This is a genomic window from Faecalicatena contorta (assembly GCF_001404335.1).
Classification (GTDB): domain Bacteria; phylum Bacillota; class Clostridia; order Lachnospirales; family Lachnospiraceae; genus Faecalicatena; species Faecalicatena contortus_B.
Genome location: NZ_CYZU01000012.1, coordinates 25,435 through 42,498, shown reverse-complemented (window position 1 = coordinate 42,498; position 17,064 = coordinate 25,435). Strand labels below are relative to the sequence as shown.

The window sequence follows — 17,064 nt, the reverse complement described above, 5'->3', positions numbered from 1 at the left end:
CTTATTGTAAAGGAAAAGGCAGTATACCAAAAGAGTTTGGGCGTTTTCTTAGCGGTACTTTAACGGGGAAACGGACTGCGGATTACACGGAAGAAGGCTGGGAATTGCTGTCAAATTCGTCTTCTTTCATGCGGTACCCAACCCCTACTTCCGTATAAATATACTGCGGCTGCGCGGGATCGTTTTCTATTTTTCTGCGGATATTTGCCATGTTTACGCGCAGGATTTTATTATCACTGTCTGCATAGGGCCCCCATACATTTGACAGAATCGAGGCATAAGTTATGACTTTACCGGAGTTCTGTGCCAGGTAGGCTACTATTTTATACTCGATAGGCGTCAGATGTACCGCTTTCCCGTCAATGGTAAGAATGCGCTTGGAGAAGTCCAGCAGCATACTGCCGCACTGGTAGGGGCGTATGTACAGAGAACTATCCGTATACAGCCTGTTGCTGTGGCGCAGGGATGCCCGGATGCGGGCCAGGAGCTCTGAGGTGCCAAATGGTTTTGTGATGTAATCATCCGCGCCCAGATCCAGAGCGGCCACTTTTTCCTTTTCTGCTGAGCGGGCGGAGATTACGATGATCGGTATGCTGGACCAGGCCCGCACTTCCTGAATAATCGAACATCCGTCAAGATCAGGCAGGCCGAGATCCAGCAGGATAATGTCCGGACATTGAGAGCCGATCAGACTGAGCCCCTCTTTGCCGGTGTCTGCGCATAAGACCTTGTAATCGTGTTTTTTCAATATTTTACTTACAAATGTCAGGATTTTCTTTTCATCTTCAATTATCAGAACTGTAACTTTATGCGTCATATTCATGATCCCTCTCCTTTGGCAGTGTAAAAGTAAATTCAGCCCCATTTTCATGGTTAGCGGCAGTAATCGTGCCGCTGTGTGCAGTAATGATAGTCTTGCAGATTGACAGGCCGATTCCGACGCCTCTGTAGCTGTCGGCCGCACTGCGGGTGTATTTTCCCTCAAAGATATAAGGGAGCTGCATTTCATCCAGTCCGATGCCGTAATCCCGGATTTTAAAGCTGACATAATCACGCTCGTTAGTTACGGTCAGCTCTAATGGTTTTTCAGTATGTGAATGGACGCAGGCGTTTTCCATCAGGTTAATCAGCACCTGTTCGATCAGAGTTGCATCCATGGGAACTATAAGAAAATCTTCCGGCATATTTACACAAATCTTTATCTTAGGATTGCGCTTCCGGGTTCTCGTAATTGCCTCGGAAATGACCTCCTCCACGACTTCAGGCGACTTCTTCACTTTTCCGGAATCATCCTGAATCCGGGTGACGGTCAGCAGATTTTCGACCATGTTTAAAAGCCAGCCTGCATCCTCATGGATATTGTGTATCAGCTCCCTCTTTTCTTGATCTGTAAGGTCGTCATAATCCTCCAAACAAGAGGCGGAAGAGCCGATGATGGTCGTAAGCGGTGTGCGCAGGTCATGGGAAACCGCACGCAGCAGGTTGGCACGGATTCTTTCTTTTTCTGTCTCTGCCAGTTTACGTTCCTTTTCGTCCAGTATTACCTTCTGTTTTTTTATACGGGTGGTAGTGGTACTGGTGATAATACTGACTGCCAGCATGCCCAGAAATGTGATCGGGTAGCCGTCCAGGGTAAAATCCATCCGGAAAAAAGGATAGGTAAAAAATACATTTACCGCTGCAACGCAGAAGACCGAAGCACAGATTCCATAAATGTAGCCGTCCGTGTTAAGCGCAATCAGAATGAGTGCTAGAATGTAGAATAAAGCAATATTTGCGGAACTTTTATTTCCCAAATGGAAAAATAAAAAGGATAAAACACTCGAGATTGCGAGAAACAGAAGAGTAGCCCCCAGATTTCTAAGTATTTTTTTCATCAATAATAATCACCTCATTATCAAGCATATCATAAACCTAAAAAAAATCCACATTAAATTAATAAGACCATGTAAAAACCAGATCAGCAGCAGGGAGAAACATCCCACAGAAGCAGGAAATATGTACCATCGGGGATTTATTGACATGCCATATGAATAGCCTTACAATGACAGAGGTATGTTTATAAGAAAGCATAAAATATGCAGAAAAAAGGAGGTTTTATGAATGGACACAAGTAAGTTAAATAGAATACTGGGGGCAATGGAACAAAAAAGCGTTCCGCAGATGATCATTGCGGATCCGCTCACCATTTTCTGGCTGACGGGAAAGATGATTGTTCCGGGAGAAAGATTATTAGCGCTGTATCTGAATGTGAATGGGAACCACAAGCTGGTAATCAATGAGCTGTTCCCGCAGGAGAAAGATCTTGGGGTTGATCTGGTCTGGTATAACGACATACAGGATGGTGTTGAGATTCTGTCACAGTATGTGGAGAAAGATAAAACAATTGGCATCGATAAAATCTGGCCGGCGAAATTCCTGCTCAGATTACAGGAATTGGAGGCTGGCAGCCGTTTTGTGAACGGTTCCATGATTGTTGACTATATCAGAATGATCAAAGATGAAAAAGAACAGGAGCTGATGCGGGAATCGTCCAGATTGAATGATGCTGCGGTAGAAAAGCTGATCCCATGGGTTGGAAAAGGACTCACAGAAAGGGAACTGAGCGCCAAGATCCGCGAGATATACAAGGAACTTGGATGCGAGGGCGTATCCTTCGAACCGATCACAGCGTATGCTAAGGGCGCAGCCGATCCGCATCATGTAACAGATGACTCCAGAGGAAAGCGTGGAGACTGTGTAATTCTGGATATAGGCGCATTTAAAAACAACTATGCATCGGACCTGACAAGAACTGTATTCATAGGAGAAGTATCTGACCGGGCAAAAGAGATCTATGACATTGTCGCAGAGGCCAACAGAAGAGGAATCGAGGCCGCCAGGCCGGGGAACAGAATGTGTGATGTAGATGCTGCATGCCGTGATTATATCACGGAAAAAGGATTCGGCCCATACTTCACACACAGGACAGGCCACTCCATCGGCCTGGAAGACCACGAATTCGGCGATGTATCTTCCGTCAATGAAGACATCATCAAACCAGGACAGTGCTTCTCGGTAGAGCCTGGAATTTATCTGCCGGATGAGGGGATCGGCGTCCGTATCGAAGACATTGTGCTCATCACGGAAGACGGATGCGAAGTACTCAACCACTTTCCAAAAGATCTTATCATTGTTCCGGAAGAGTAGGAACCGGGGCATAACTCAACAGATCCACAATGCTCCGCCGTCCGCCCTCTTTTAGATATTCTGATAATTGACGGAGGGCGGAATGCGGAGTGCATAAAGTTCTTCCAATTGAATAAATTTCCCAAATACAATACAATTTCTGCAAAATACATTGTTAATTCCTGCATTCTTTGCTAGAATGAGATCAACAGACCCGGTAAAGAAGGAGGTGCTGAATCATTTATAGGCCGGGAATATGTTAAAAGGGATTGGTTTTTAGGAGGTTATTATGGAAAGGTTATTGTATTTGGTTCCGGCAGTTGGAGTGCTGACACTGCTGTTTGCCGCATATCTGGCGGTAAAAGTAAGCAGAGCAGATGCCGGGAACGACAAAATGAAGGAAATTGCCGGCGCAATTAGTGAAGGCGCACAGGCTTTCCTGAAATCAGAATATAAAATTCTGGTTATTTTCGTTGCGGTGCTATTCATACTGATCGGTGTGGGCATCGGCAACTGGGTTACAGCAGTATGCTTTGTGGTGGGCGCTCTATTTTCAACGCTTGCCGGTTATTTTGGCATGAATGTGGCGACGAAGGCAAATGTCAGGACGGCAAATGCGGCAAAAGAGAGCGGCATGAATAAGGCATTGTCCATTGCATTTTCCGGCGGAGCAGTTATGGGAATGTGTGTTGCGGGGCTTGGTGCACTGGGAGTAAGCCTGGTTTATATCATCACCCGCAATGTAGACATCCTGTCAGGGTTCAGCCTTGGAGCTTCGTCCATCGCGCTGTTTGCCCGTGTGGGCGGAGGTATCTATACCAAGGCGGCCGACGTGGGAGCGGACCTGGTTGGAAAGGTAGAGGCAGGGATCCCGGAGGATGACCCGCGTAATCCGGCAGTAATTGCGGATAATGTAGGCGATAATGTAGGGGATGTGGCAGGCATGGGAGCGGACCTTTTTGAATCTTATGTAGGTTCCCTTGTATCGGCACTGACTCTTGGCGCTGTCGGGGCAGCAGTATCCGGAGTGGTATTTCCGCTTGTAATAGCGGCCTGTGGTCTGCTGGCATCGATCATCGGTACATTTTTCGTAAGAGGAGATGAAAAGTCCAGCCCTCAGAAGGCTCTGACAAGAGGCAGCTACGTTTCTGCGATTCTTGTCATTATTGCATCCGTTGTACTTAGTAAAGTGTTATTTGACGGTTTCCAGGCGGCCATTGCGGTAATCGCAGGCCTTGTTGTGGGAGTAATCATAGGAAGTGTAACAGAGTATTATACATCATCAGATTATAAACCGGTTCAAAAGATTGGCAACCAGTCAGAGACAGGTCCGGCAACCACAATTATCAGTGGTATCGCAGTCGGCATGCAGTCTACTGCATTTCCGCTCCTTCTGATTTGTGCAGGTATCTTTGTGTCGTATAAGGCGAACGGTTTGTATGGAATCGCACTTGCGGCAGTAGGTATGCTTTCTACAACCGGTATTACGGTGGCGGTAGATGCATATGGCCCGATTGCGGACAACGCAGGCGGTATTGCAGAGATGTCCGGACTGGATGAATCCGTACGTGAGATTACCGATAAGCTGGATTCTGTGGGAAATACAACTGCAGCCATGGGGAAAGGTTTTGCAATCGGTTCAGCTGCACTGACTGCGCTGGCCCTGTTTGTGTCCTATGCTGAGGCTGTCAAGCTGCAGTCTATCAACCTGCTGGATTATAAGGTCATCATCGGGCTTTTCATTGGCGGGATGCTGACATTCTTATTCTCCGCATTAACCATGGACTCCGTGTCAAAAGCCGCTTATAAGATGATTGAAGAAGTAAGGCGGCAGTTCCGCGAGAAACCGGGTATTATGAAGGGGACAGATAAACCGGATTATACCTCTTGTGTTGCGATCTCTACAAAAGCGGCCCTTCGGGAGATGCTTCTGCCGGGTGTGATGGCAGTTGCAGTGCCGGTTGTGGTTGGAATCGTATTGGGCACCGATGCACTGGGCGGACTCCTCGCAGGAGCGCTGGTAACAGGCGTACTGATGGCGATATTTATGGCCAATTCAGGCGGAGCCTGGGATAACGCGAAGAAATACATAGAAGAAGGCCACCATGGCGGGAAGGGCAGTGAAGCCCATAAGGCAGCCGTAGTAGGCGACACGGTCGGGGATCCGTTTAAAGATACTTCAGGACCGTCAATCAATATTTTGATAAAACTTATGACGATCGTTGCGCTTGTATTTGCCCCGCTGTTCCTCTCTGTAGGAGGGCTCTTGTAAAGGGGAACTATTGCCTAATGGCGGACGCTGTGCGGAATTGGAATATGCCTCTTCTGGATACGGAATTAGGGCATAAGTGCCGCTAATCAAAATCAGAGCCAGCATGATGAACACCGCCGACACTTGCGAGAATTCTGATGAATTCTCACTTCGGGTCGGCTTGAATCCAGGCCTTGTGGGCCTGGATTCAGTTCACATGCTGGCTCTGATTTTGATGAAGCGGCACTAATGCCCTAAAAGACGCATCCAGAAGAGGCATATTCCAATTCCGCACAGCTGGTGCATCCTGTAGATAGAAAACCCCTTGCGTTTGTGGGGAGCCGCGGGGACGGTGGATCTGAGCAGGCTATTTTAGCTCCCCATCTCCCAAGCACGTCTTGATTTCACTTGTAAATTTCTTATCTATTGCGGTATTCCTGAAGAACATGCTGGATTCTTTCGTTCGGATTAAGCAGTGTGCTGATGGATCCGTCATGGTTGAGCGTATCGACCAGCAGTGCGATATATTTGCTCATATCGCAGTTGATATAATATGGCCTGGACAGGAGCTCCGGAGACTGGTAGATTAAATTCGTTGTCAGAATTCCTGTGAGAACACCGTCCTCGTATGCCTTGTCGAACTTGTCCATTCCGTTGGTGAACAGGCCGAATGTTGCTGCGGCATAGATTCGCTTTGCTTTCCTGCGCTTTAATTCGGTCGCAACTTCAATCATACTGTCACCGGAAGAGATCATATCGTCGATGATGACGACGTCTTTGCCCTCTACGGAACTTCCCAGGAATTCATGGGCAACAATGGGGTTGCGTCCGTTGACTATCTTTGTATAATCGCGGCGTTTGTAGAACATACCCATATCAAGGCCAAGGACATTGGCAAGGTATACGGCACGGTTGGTGCCGCCTTCATCCGGGCTGATAATCATCATGTGTTCCGTGTCAATCTGAAGGTCGTCAACATTGCGCAGAAGGCCCTTGATAAACTGATAAGTCGGCGGTACAGTTTCGAAGCCGTTCAGAGGGATTGCATTCTGAACCCTTGGATCGTGCGCATCGAAAGTGATAATATTGTCCACGCCCATGCGGACAAGTTCCTGGAGTGCAAGTGCACAGTCCAGAGATTCCCGCCCGTTTCTTTTGTGCTGCCGGCTTTCGTATAAAAATGGCATGATGACGTTAATACGCCGGCCTTTACCGCCGATTGCGGCAATGACGCGCTTCAGATTCTGAAAATGGTCATCTGGTGACATGTGGTTAATATTGCCCGTCAGGGAGTAGGTGATATTGTAGTTGCATACGTCTACCATAAGATAGAGATCCATCCCGCGTACGGATTCATTGATAATGCCTTTTGCCTCGCCGGAACCGAATCTCGGCACAGCACAGTCTACAATGTAAGTGTCCTTTTCGTATCCTGAGAATGCTACATCATCCTTGTGCTCAATGGCACTTTCCCTCCTCCATTTGACAAGGTAATCATTGACCTTTTTTCCGAGTTCCTCGCAGCCCACGACCGGAATCAGGCCCAGAGCGCCTACTGGAATGTTTTCTAGAGTTCTTTCTGTGCGGTGTAACATGAGTGTTCCTCCCTGTTTTTGATTAATTTCTTTTTGATTCTGATATCATCTCCAATCAGTTTGAGCATCGTGTAATTACTGGTTATTCTGGAGAATGACCGTTCTGTATAAAGGTCGGCCAGAGTGTCCAGAGACAGATTGGTTGATATAATGGTTGATTTGCGGCTGAGCAGCCGTTCATTAATGCAGGTAAAAAACTGTGATGCCACAAATGAGTTCGTGAATTCTGTTCCAAGATCATCGACAATCAGCAAATCGCAGTCAAATATATACTCATACATATTCTGTGCATCAATATTGTTTTTGTCAAATGTATTCTTGGCCAGAATTGAAAAAAACTTTGAAGATGAAAAGTAGAGAACGGAATATTCTCTGTCCATCAGTTCTTTTGCAATACAGTTAGAAAGGAAAGTTTTGCCTACTCCTACGTCCCCGTAAAGGAAGAGGTTGTTAAATTCTGTTCCGAATGTGTCGGCGAAATGATGGCATAGCTTAAGGGCATCCTGTATTACCTGCATGGAAGAACGCCCTGTTTTAGTGTCTATATAATTGTTTGAATAGTAATCAAGAGAAAAGGTACCGAAGTTCTCCTGCTTTAGAACCTGCTTCAGATTGGACTGTTCATAGAGGATGCCAATCACCGCCTTCTTAAAGCAGTGGCACTTCTGATTGCCAATGTAGCCTGTATCCATACAGTCTTTACAGTCATAAATAGGTTCCAGATAATTCTCAGGGAATCCTCCGGAATGCAGAAGATCTTTTTTACTGCTTCGCAGAATCGCCAGTTCCTCTTTCAGGGAATCTATGGCCTTGTCGTCCCCATTCAACAGCTTGCGGCCGTACTGGACGGAGAGAATGGAAATGGATTCATCGATCGATTTAAATTCCGGAAGCTTTTTATACACCTCTTCATAATGTCTGGTCAATCTATCGTGATTACGGAGCTGGCGCTGTTCATAATCACGCATAATGGCCTGATATTGTGATGCTTTAAGTCCCAAGTTTATGCTCCTTTTAATTACTGTTTAATAGTTGCTCTTCCAGCGACTCCATGTCGTAGGCGCGTCTTTCGAAGTTGTTAAGATTCTTGGAGACTGGCTTCTGCCTGGAGTCAGAAGACTTCCTGGAAGACTTTTCTTTCTGGAATGCTGCGTCCAGAACAGCGATATCTTTCAGATGGATTACCTGATTTTCATTCCACTTGGTGAGGATCGAATCAGCATATTCAAAACTGGGCTGATGGGTAGCCGTTATAGTCCGGCTGCAGGCTTCCTGAATGATATCGAGAGTAAAGCCGAATTCTTCCGTCCATTTCTTAATATAAGAAAGTTCAGCTGCCGCGGGTCCTCTGTTCTTAATGCCAAATGCATTCAGAACGGTGTAGCAGTTCTTATTGTATGCTGAGGAATGCTGGCGGGCCTGTTCAACCGAAGTAACACCACTGTCTGACCAGGAGAGGGCAACTTTTTGAATATAGTGAATACTTCTATGACCGTTCTCAACGCAGGATTCAATCAGATATTCGATTAAATCGGCTGACATGCCAAGTGTCTCATAAAAATATGTAATAGCGTCCACATCGGTGCTGGACAAGGTCTTGCCGAGGTACTGTTCCGCTATGAAAAGAAGCGACTTTAATTCTTTTTGCGCTTTGAAGGAAGTCAGGGGAATTGCTTTTGACTTCGGTTCAGCCGGACACGCAGCTGCAGGCTGCGAGGCTGGCTGTGCAGCGGGCTTCCGCTCTCTGGCTGCCGGCTTTGCAGTGGCAGGAGCGCCCTTCAAGGCAGTTACTTTTCTTGGGGCGATGGAGGGGGTCCGTTCCAGTTCAATTCCAATGATCCGGCCTTCTTCATCTTTTTCCAGGCTTAAAAGCCCTTCAGATTCCCAAAATCTGAAGGCCCTCAGAATATCGTTCTCGGTGTTGTTCAGACAATCAGCAATCGTAGAGATTGTGAGAGAAGAACAGGGATCATCGAGATGCCTCAGCAGGAATAAATAGACCTTTACAAATTCACCGTTCGCCTGGATCATATAGTTATCTATAAAATCATTTGTAACCAGGGTCACGTTTGTCTGGAATTTATTCTTCAATGTCAGTGTTTTCATAAATTATGTTTCCCCACCCTTCGCTTTTTTGCAACCGTTCAAGCAGGCCTGAACGGTGACCTTTTCTTACCAGAGTATGTCAGATCGAATACATACCCGGCTGAATGTTCCGTTTAGTAGGATGATTAAGGCAGATTTAAAAAGCGCAGCCGTATCTGCGCTGGTTAAATCGGGGTTAATCAGGCCGCTGAGCGGGAAGGTCAGGCGGGTGCAGTATTAGTCTTAAATAGATTTAACTCTTATGCGTATAGGTATTATAGCACCTTATTGTTGAGGGACAAAGTGTTTTTTAGTGGGTAAAACAGAGTTTTTTGTAGATAACTGTGTGGGGAAAGTGTGGATAAGTTTTATTTTAACAGTTCTTCCCCGATATTTACTACATCTCCAGCTCCCATAGTTATCAACAGGTCACCGGGTTTACAGTTCTCTCTTAAGAAATCTTCGATTTCCTCAAAACACGGAAAATAATGTGAGTCGGTTCCCAGTTTTGAGAGCTCCTGCGCCAGATCGCTGGAGGATATTCCCAGCGTATCCGTTTCTCTTGCGGCGTAGATATCTGCTAAGACCACATGGTCCGCATGGGACAGAGCCTCTGCAAACTCATGGAAAAATGCCTTTGTCCGGGTGTAAGTGTGGGGCTGGAATACACACCACAGTCCTTCGTGCGGATAGTGCTTTGCAGCCTTTAAGGTTGCGGCAATTTCTGTGGGATGGTGGGCATAATCATCCACGATTGTGGTGCCGTTTAGGGTGCCCTTGTATTCAAAACGGCGGTCTGTCCCGGAGAAGGAGATCAGCCCCTTCTGTATCATATCGGCTGGAACGCCAAGCAGCTCTGCAACTGCGATAGAAGCAAGCGCATTGGAAACATTGTGGTCTCCGGTGACAGAAAGGACAACGTGTTCTGCAGGAGTTCCGTTCCGAAGCAGGTCAAAAGAGACACAGCCTTTATCGTCGTAACTGATATTCTGCGCGCTGTAGTTGGAATCCGGGGAACTTCCGTAAGTGATGACGCTGCAGTTAAGCCCATCGCAGATCTCTTCATAGTTCTGTATATTTGAATTGATAACAAGGGTTCCGTCGGGAGGGAGCAGGGATGCAAACTGGTGAAATGAATGACGGATATCTTCCAGGTCTTTGAAAAAGTCCAGATGATCTTCTTCTATATTGAGGATAACGCTGATTCTGGGGTAAAAATCCAGAAAGCTGTTTGTATATTCACAGGCTTCCGTAATAAAGGTTTCGGAATTACCTACACGTATGTTGCCGCCGATGGCCTGCAGAATGCCGCCAACCGATATAGTTGGGTCCAGATTTCCTTCCAGGAGAATATGGGAAATCATGGAGGTGGTTGTGGTCTTCCCATGTGTTCCGGAAACGGCAATGGGATTCTTATAGTTTTTCATCAGCTGTCCAAGCAGTTCTGCCCTGGTAAGCATCGGTATCTTACGTGCAACTGCTTCAATCAGCTCCGGATTATCACGGCTGATAGCAGCAGTGTAAACCACACATTCAATCCCATCTATAATATTGCCGGCCTTCTGTCCGTAAAATATGCGGGCACCCTTGTCTTCCAGCTGCTGAGTTAGTGGTGACTTTCTGGAATCAGAACCAGATACTGTAAATCCTTCTTTTAGAAGTATCTCGGCCAGACCACTCATGCTGATGCCGCCAATCCCTATAAAATGGATATGAATTGGTTTTTTGAAATTGATCTTATACATAAATTTATTCCTTCTCCTTTAAAAAAATCTTAAAATTTGTCATAAACATTAACTGCTTTTTATATTATACTATATATGGGGAAATTTTAAAGATGTTCTTTTTGTGCAAAATTAACAAAAAGGCAAAACGTTCCGCTAAAAATTTGTAAAAAATGTGTGCGGGAGATAAAAGTGTGTTATAATAAACCCAACTAACTAGAAATGAGGTGACGACATGATTAAAAAGGAAATGATTGCAATGCTGTTAGCAGGAGGACAGGGCAGTCGATTGGGAGTCCTTACCGCAAAAGTGGCCAAGCCGGCAGTAGCATTTGGCGGAAAGTACCGTATTATTGATTTCCCGCTCAGTAACTGTATTAATTCAGGCGTAGATACCGTGGGTGTTTTAACACAGTATCAGCCTTTACGATTGAATACTCATATTGGAATTGGAATTCCGTGGGATTTGGACCGCAATGTCGGAGGGGTGACGATTCTTCCGCCGTACGAGAAGAGTACAAGCAGTGAGTGGTATACAGGGACAGCGAATGCGATTTACCAGAACCTCGACTATATGGAGACCTATAACCCTGATTATGTACTGATTCTTTCAGGAGATCACATTTATAAGATGGATTATGAAGTGATGCTGGATTTCCACAAGGCGAATAAAGCTGATGTCACCATAGCCGCCATGCCGGTACCGATGGAGGAAGCAAGTCGTTTTGGTATTGTCGTTACAGATGATGAGAGCAGGATTAAAGAATTTGAAGAGAAACCGGAAAAACCGAGCAGCAACCTGGCATCAATGGGTATCTACATATTCAGCTGGCAGGTACTGAAGGATGCGTTGCTTAAACTTTCGGAACAGCCGAATTGTGATTTCGGAAAGCATATCATTCCGTACTGCCACGAGAATGGCAAGCGGATGTTTGCATATGAGTACAACGGCTATTGGAAAGATGTCGGAACACTGAGCTCTTACTGGGAAGCGAATATGGAATTAATCGATATTATTCCCGAGTTCAACCTCTATGAAGAATTCTGGAAGATCTATACCAACAGTGCCAACATTCCACCACAGTATATTTCGGAACAGTCCGTAGTTGACAGATGTATTATCAGCAACGGTTCGGAGATCTACGGCGAGATTCATAATTCTGTGCTTGGAGGCGGTGTAACTGTAGGTAAGGGGAGCATTATCAGAGACTCCATTATTATGAGGGATGTTACCATTGGAGATAACTGCGTGATTGATAAGGCGATTATTGCCGAGGGAACCAGGATTGGCAGCAATGTCGTGATTGGAATAGGAAGCGAAGTTCCGAACAAAGAAAAACCGAATATTTACGGCGGCGGTCTTGCAACTATCGGTGAGAATTCAGAGATACCGTCAGGAGTACAGATCGGTAAGAATACCGCCATTAGTGGTGTTACGTCCATAGAGGATTACAGCGCCGGAGTACTTGCAAGCGGAGAGACATTAATAAAGGCAGGTGATCGTGTATGAGAGCAGTAGGTATTATCTTAGCAGGCGGAAATAACAGAAAGATGCTGGAACTGACTTCCAAACGTGCTGTTGCAGCGATGCCTGTAGCTGGCAGTTACAGGGCAATTGATTTTGCGTTGAGCAACATGGCAAACTCCCATATTCAGAAGGTGGCCGTGCTGACACAATATAATGCAAGATCCCTGAATGAACATTTGAATTCATCCAAATGGTGGGATTTTGGGAGAAAGCAGGGCGGGCTGTTTGTATTCACCCCTACGATTACGGCAGAGAATGGTTACTGGTACCGTGGAACGGCGGATGCTGTCTATCAGAATCTGGATTTCCTGAAGAAGTGCCATGAGCCGTATGTAATCATTACATCAGGAGATGCGGTGTACAAGCTTGACTATAATAAAGTGCTTGAGTACCACATCGCGAAGAAAGCAGACATTACAGTCGTGTGTAAGGATCTGGAAGCCGGGGAGGACGCTACCCGCTTTGGTACCGTGCGCATGAATGAATCCGCAAGGATTGAAGAGTTTGAGGAAAAGCCGATGGTGGCTCACTCACATACGATTTCTACTGGTATCTATGTCATCAGGAGAAGACAGCTTATCGACCTCATCGAGCACTGTGCAGAAGAGGAAAGACATGATTTTGTAACCGATATTCTGATTCGTTATAAGAATCTGAAGAAAATATACGGTTATAAGATAAACAGCTACTGGAGTAACATCTCAACAGTGGACGCATATTACCAGACAAATATGGATTTCCTGAAACCGGAGGTGCGCAGCTATTTCTTTAAGGAGCTTCCACCGGTGAATTCCAAGGTCAGTGATCTTCCGCCGGCTAAGTATAATCCGGGGGCGGTTGTTAAGAACAGTCTCATTGGAAGCGGAAGTATTATTAACGGAACCGTTGAAAATTCCGTTTTATTCAAAAAGGTATTTGTGGGCAATAACTGCGTTATCAAGAACTCTATCATCCTGAACGACGTTTATCTTGGGGACAATACTTACATTGAAAACTGTGTAGTAGAGAGTCGCGATACGATAAGAGCGAACACAAGGCATGTTGGTGAGAATGGTGTGAAAGTGGTAGTTGAGAAAAACGAACGGTATGCATTATAAAGGTTAGGCTTATTGAGTCATGTCTCAATAGGGCGCAGAACTAATGCAGGCGGAGAAAGGAGACTTGAACATTATGCAAATCACAGATGTGCGTGTGCGCAAGGTGGCAAAGGAAGGGAAGTTGAAGGCAGTTGTTTCTATCACAATTGACGACGAATTTGTTGTCCATGATATTAAAGTGATAGAAGGTGAGAAGGGCCTGTTTATCGCAATGCCGAGCAAGAAAGCTCTTGACGGTGAATACCGTGACATCGCGCACCCAATCAATTCCGGGACCAGAGAGCGTATTCAAAGTACAATCCTGGAGAAGTATTCCCAGTCAATAGAGGACGAGCCGGAAACAGTTCTTGGGGAAATGTAAATGTAGTAAATGGAAGGCTGCTGCAGCTCTTGCGAGCTTGCAGCAGCCTGTTTTTTCAAAAAAGGGGTCTGACCCCTTTGTACCTGATTGTTATAAATTTCACAATGCGACGATATTTATTGATTTAAGCCGGTCTGTCTGGAAGTCCATTATTTTGCCTGTGCGCGGATGTTTAAACTTCAAACGGCAGGCAAACAGCTGAAGCCCGCAGGACTCAGAAGTCTTCTCGGATTCCCGGCCATACTTTCTGTCACCTGCGATGGGGGTTCCCATATGTGCCATCTGTACTCTGATCTGGTGGTGGCGGCCTGTTTCCAGGGTGATCTCCGCCAGTGAACAGGCAGAATCCGGACTGGATTCTATAATTTTATAATGCAGGAGCGCTTTTTTTGCACACGGAGTTTCAGGTGTGCAGACCTTTGTCGTATTGTTTCTGCCGTCTTTTACAAGGTAATCTGCCAGATCTTCCTCTATGGCGGCGGGGATTCCGGTGAGGAGCGCACGGTAATGCTTGCCGAATCCGAACCGGGTCAGCTGTTTGTTCAGTTCCCGGGCGGCAGCAGGCGTCTTGGCAAATACGAGAAGGCCTTCCACCGGCTGATCGAGGCGGTGGATGACGGCGAGGTAGGGCGGCTGTTTTCTGGGATTGTTTTTATGGATATGGTTTTTCAGAATACTGATCATATCGGGGGTTCCTATTCGGCTGCTTTGGGTTGGTATTCCGGCCGGTTTGACACAAACGATGATGTCCTCGTCTTCATATAAGATGTCCGGGTTCATTTTATTTACTCCTTTGCTGGTATATCCTTGACTTTTCAGAAAAATCTGACTACACTGATTATCGTATAAAAGAAAAGCGAGGTCAAGTATGATAACATATCTGCTGTTAATAATAGGTTTTTTTCTGCTGATAAAAGGTGCGGATTTTTTTGTGGACGGAAGTTCAAGCATTGCAAAGATATTACGGGTGCCATCAATCATTATCGGCCTGACAATCGTCGCTTTTGGGACAAGCATGCCGGAGGCCTCCGTCAGTATAACGGCTGCACTTCAGGGGAAAAATGACCTTGCAGTCAGTAATGTGATCGGTTCGAATATATTTAATCTGCTGGTTGTACTTGGGGCAAGCGCGATGGTGCGTCCAATTCAGGTGAAGTGGTCTATACTGAAAAGAGAGTTCCCGTTTTCTATAATAATCACATTGGTTTTATTGCTGGGGCTTACCGGATTTCATTTCAGCGGCATACTTGAAAATGACAGAGAATACGTACTTACAAGAGGCGTGGGAATTTTTCTTCTGGTTCTGTTTATCGGATTTTTATGCGTCGCAGTGACCGATGCCATGTACTCCCGCAGGCAAATAGAACAGTCGGGAGAGCCTGTAGAAGAATATGAAGTCTTGACTCCTCTTCGCAGTGTGGGTTATATTGTAATTGGGATAGCTGGCATCATCATCGGCGGCAACTTTGTTGTGGACAGCGCGACGGAGATTGCACTGAGTTTTGGATTAAGTCAGACATTTATCGGGCTTTCTATAGTAGCATTGGGGACTTCCCTGCCCGAGCTGGTAACTTCAATGGTGGCAGCTAAAAAGGGGGAAAATGATCTCGCACTGGGCAATGTGGTTGGCTCTAATATATTTAACATTCTGTTGATCTTAGGGGCTTCCGCATCTATTACACCGATTACTGTAAATGCTTTTGCGGTTTGGGATACGGTGATCCTGATCGCGGCAAGTTTTCTGGTGTATGTGTGCGCTGTCAGCAGAAAGGGACTGTCTAAGCTGGAAGGCTTATTGTTTCTGCTGTTTTATGCAGGATTTTTTGTATATATTCTGACAAGGTAGGTGGAAAAGATGAAGAACCAGGATTGGGAACGATTTGGGGAAGATATCCGCAGGACGGTGCAGGATGCTGTGGATTCCCAGGATTTTAACAGGTTAAACCAGACAATTACAAATACCGTTAATCATGCCATGGATGGACTGGAAAAAGGCATTCATACAATGGGGGATGCTGTAGGGGATGCAGTTGACAAGACTGCGAAGAACTTTAAAAATCAATCCTGGCAGAACAGCCGCCGGCAGTCCAACGGGAATACATACAGGTATCAGGGAGGCCCGGGGCAGGAAAACGCAGGTTACCGATGGAACCCGGATTCCGGACAAAGACGGGAACAGGGATGGCAGGGACAAAGAACGCAGGACCGCGCAGCTGCTGCAGGCCGGCAGTACCGGAACGTGCAGAATTCCCCGTCTGTTCAGAAGAATACCCGTCTGTTTGTAAGCACGACCGGAACCAAAGTCGGAGGGGTTATTCTCGCTGCTGCAGGTTATACACTGGGAATTTCCATGCTTTTATTGCTGATACTCGTTGTGGTTGTAGGAATTACTGCTTTTGATTTCAGCAGCAGTTTCCGGGTAACAGCGTGTGTGCTGGGGGCATTTCTGGGGGCTGGGGCTATTCTCGCTGGTGTCGGGACAAGTCTTCTTGGAAAAGTGAAGCGGTTCCGTGTATATATCAGAGAAATGGGCGGAAAAGAATACTGTGAAATCAAGGAGCTGGCACAGCGTTTGAAAAAACCCCCCAAGTATATCGTAAAAGATCTTGAAAAGATGATCAATAAAGGCTGGTTCATGCAAGGGCATCTGGACGGCCAGAGAACCTGCCTGATCGTCAGCAATGAGGCCTATGCCCAGTATACAGACCTCATGCAGCGCATAGAAAAGCAGAAACAGGAGGAACGTCTGGAGAAAGCGCGCCGGGCTGAGGAGGATATGAATATGGACCCGCAGGTAAAAGAGATTATCCGGGCGGGGGATGAGTATATCAAAAAGATCGAAAAATGTAATGATGCGATTCCGGGGGAAGAGATTTCGGCAAAGATATCCCGTATACAGACCCTGGTGGACCGGATTTTTGACCGGGTTGAACAGAATCCGGAGAATTTACCGGATATCCGGCGGATGATGGAGTATTATCTTCCGACAACAGTCAAGCTTCTGGAGGCCTATGAGGAACTGGATGCACAGCCGGTTCAGGGAGCCAATATTATTTCATCCAAGAGTGAGATCGAGAAAACTCTGGATACTTTAAATGCAGCGTTTGAGAAACTTCTGGACAGCCTGTTCCAGGATACGGCCTGGAATGTATCGGCCGATATATCGGTTCTGAACACAATGCTGGCACAGGAGGGACTTACCAAGGACGATTTTAAAAAGTAAAAAAAAATTAGATGCAGACTTACCGGATGGAG

Annotated in this window: 14 protein-coding genes; 7 read left to right on the top strand and 7 right to left on the bottom strand. The window is 46.1% G+C overall.

The window, feature by feature from the left end; translation table 11 throughout:
* Positions 1–82 precede the first annotated feature (82 nt).
* Both ARB69_RS08145 and ARB69_RS08140 read right to left on the bottom strand, forming a co-directional pair.
* Positions 83–817 (bottom strand): response regulator, encoded by a 735-nt coding sequence (locus tag ARB69_RS08145; protein WP_050642754.1) that lies wholly within the window; start codon positions 815–817, stop codon positions 83–85.
* Positions 807–1,877 carry a sensor histidine kinase gene (locus ARB69_RS08140; RefSeq protein ID WP_050641941.1) on the bottom strand — a complete coding sequence of 357 codons (1,071 nt, stop codon included), beginning with the start codon at positions 1,875–1,877 and terminating at the stop codon, positions 807–809. Before ARB69_RS08140 ends, ARB69_RS08145 begins: the two co-directional genes overlap by 11 nt.
* Positions 1,878–2,103: 226 nt before the next feature.
* On the opposite strand from ARB69_RS08140, the gene ARB69_RS08135 reads away from it, so the two are divergent.
* A complete protein-coding gene (locus ARB69_RS08135; protein ID WP_055152524.1) occupies positions 2,104–3,189 on the top strand; it encodes a M24 family metallopeptidase in 1,086 nt (361 codons plus the stop codon).
* Between the two features lie 268 nt (positions 3,190–3,457).
* A complete protein-coding gene (locus ARB69_RS08130) occupies positions 3,458–5,440 on the top strand; it encodes a sodium-translocating pyrophosphatase (RefSeq protein WP_050641939.1) in 1,983 nt (660 codons plus the stop codon).
* 398 nt (positions 5,441–5,838) lie between these two features.
* Here the strand turns inward: ARB69_RS08130 and ARB69_RS08125 are convergent, their stop codons facing one another.
* From ARB69_RS08125 to murC, 4 genes are all read right to left on the bottom strand, one after another.
* On the bottom strand, positions 5,839–7,014 hold the full coding sequence (locus ARB69_RS08125) for a ribose-phosphate pyrophosphokinase (protein WP_050641929.1): 1,176 nt from the start codon (positions 7,012–7,014) through the stop codon (positions 5,839–5,841).
* A complete protein-coding gene (locus tag ARB69_RS08120; protein ID WP_050641928.1) occupies positions 6,987–8,015 on the bottom strand; it encodes an ATP-binding protein in 1,029 nt (342 codons plus the stop codon). The genes ARB69_RS08125 and ARB69_RS08120 overlap by 28 nt, the downstream gene beginning before the upstream one ends.
* A gap of 13 nt (positions 8,016–8,028) precedes the next feature.
* Positions 8,029–9,120, bottom strand: coding sequence for a DnaD domain protein (locus tag ARB69_RS08115; protein WP_055152522.1), 1,092 nt, complete (start codon positions 9,118–9,120; stop codon positions 8,029–8,031).
* 347 nt (positions 9,121–9,467) lie between these two features.
* Positions 9,468–10,844, bottom strand: a complete 1,377-nt coding sequence (gene murC / locus ARB69_RS08110) for a UDP-N-acetylmuramate--L-alanine ligase (RefSeq protein WP_055152520.1) — start codon at positions 10,842–10,844, stop codon at positions 9,468–9,470.
* Positions 10,845–11,058: 214 nt separating this feature from the next.
* Between murC and ARB69_RS08105 the strand changes: the two genes are divergently transcribed.
* The 3 genes from ARB69_RS08105 (at position 11,059) to spoVG (ending at position 13,809) form a co-directional block, all read left to right on the top strand.
* Positions 11,059–12,333, top strand: a complete 1,275-nt coding sequence (locus tag ARB69_RS08105) for a glucose-1-phosphate adenylyltransferase (RefSeq protein ID WP_025654552.1) — start codon at positions 11,059–11,061, stop codon at positions 12,331–12,333.
* A complete protein-coding gene (gene glgD / locus ARB69_RS08100) occupies positions 12,330–13,448 on the top strand; it encodes a glucose-1-phosphate adenylyltransferase subunit GlgD (RefSeq protein ID WP_055152518.1) in 1,119 nt (372 codons plus the stop codon). Before ARB69_RS08105 ends, glgD begins: the two co-directional genes overlap by 4 nt.
* 73 nt (positions 13,449–13,521) lie before the next feature.
* Positions 13,522–13,809, top strand: coding sequence for a septation regulator SpoVG (gene spoVG, locus ARB69_RS08095; RefSeq protein WP_025654554.1), 288 nt, complete (start codon positions 13,522–13,524; stop codon positions 13,807–13,809).
* A 99-nt stretch (positions 13,810–13,908) separates the two neighbouring features.
* Here spoVG and ARB69_RS08090 read toward each other — a convergent pair whose 3' ends face one another.
* On the bottom strand, positions 13,909–14,589 hold the full coding sequence (locus ARB69_RS08090) for an RluA family pseudouridine synthase (RefSeq protein WP_055152516.1): 681 nt from the start codon (positions 14,587–14,589) through the stop codon (positions 13,909–13,911).
* A gap of 91 nt (positions 14,590–14,680) precedes the next feature.
* Here ARB69_RS08090 and ARB69_RS08085 point away from each other — a divergent pair, with 91 nt between their 5' ends.
* Both ARB69_RS08085 and ARB69_RS08080 read left to right on the top strand, forming a co-directional pair.
* Positions 14,681–15,655 (top strand): calcium/sodium antiporter, encoded by a 975-nt coding sequence (locus ARB69_RS08085; RefSeq protein ID WP_050642751.1) that lies wholly within the window; start codon positions 14,681–14,683, stop codon positions 15,653–15,655.
* A 9-nt stretch (positions 15,656–15,664) separates the two neighbouring features.
* Positions 15,665–17,032 (top strand): 5-bromo-4-chloroindolyl phosphate hydrolysis family protein, encoded by a 1,368-nt coding sequence (locus ARB69_RS08080; protein WP_055152514.1) that lies wholly within the window; start codon positions 15,665–15,667, stop codon positions 17,030–17,032.
* The last annotated feature ends 32 nt before the right edge of the window (positions 17,033–17,064 follow it).

Excerpts from the sequence above, each read along its gene's own strand:
- ARB69_RS08080 (WP_055152514.1), top strand. The coding sequence starts at position 15,665 with ATGAAGAACCAGGATTGGGAACGATTTGGGGAAGATATCCGCAGGACG.
- ARB69_RS08125 (WP_050641929.1), bottom strand. The coding sequence starts at position 7,014 with ATGTTACACCGCACAGAAAGAACTCTAGAAAACATTCCAGTAGGCGCT.
- ARB69_RS08115 (WP_055152522.1), bottom strand. The coding sequence starts at position 9,120 with ATGAAAACACTGACATTGAAGAATAAATTCCAGACAAACGTGACCCTG.
- ARB69_RS08145 (WP_050642754.1), bottom strand. The coding sequence starts at position 817 with ATGACGCATAAAGTTACAGTTCTGATAATTGAAGATGAAAAGAAAATC.
- glgD (WP_055152518.1), top strand. The coding sequence starts at position 12,330 with ATGAGAGCAGTAGGTATTATCTTAGCAGGCGGAAATAACAGAAAGATG.
- ARB69_RS08090 (WP_055152516.1), bottom strand. The coding sequence starts at position 14,589 with ATGAACCCGGACATCTTATATGAAGACGAGGACATCATCGTTTGTGTC.
- ARB69_RS08130 (WP_050641939.1), top strand. The coding sequence starts at position 3,458 with ATGGAAAGGTTATTGTATTTGGTTCCGGCAGTTGGAGTGCTGACACTG.
- spoVG (WP_025654554.1), top strand. The coding sequence starts at position 13,522 with ATGCAAATCACAGATGTGCGTGTGCGCAAGGTGGCAAAGGAAGGGAAG.
- ARB69_RS08135 (WP_055152524.1), top strand. The coding sequence starts at position 2,104 with ATGGACACAAGTAAGTTAAATAGAATACTGGGGGCAATGGAACAAAAA.
- murC (WP_055152520.1), bottom strand. The coding sequence starts at position 10,844 with ATGTATAAGATCAATTTCAAAAAACCAATTCATATCCATTTTATAGGG.
- ARB69_RS08140 (WP_050641941.1), bottom strand. The coding sequence starts at position 1,877 with ATGAAAAAAATACTTAGAAATCTGGGGGCTACTCTTCTGTTTCTCGCA.
- ARB69_RS08105 (WP_025654552.1), top strand. The coding sequence starts at position 11,059 with ATGATTAAAAAGGAAATGATTGCAATGCTGTTAGCAGGAGGACAGGGC.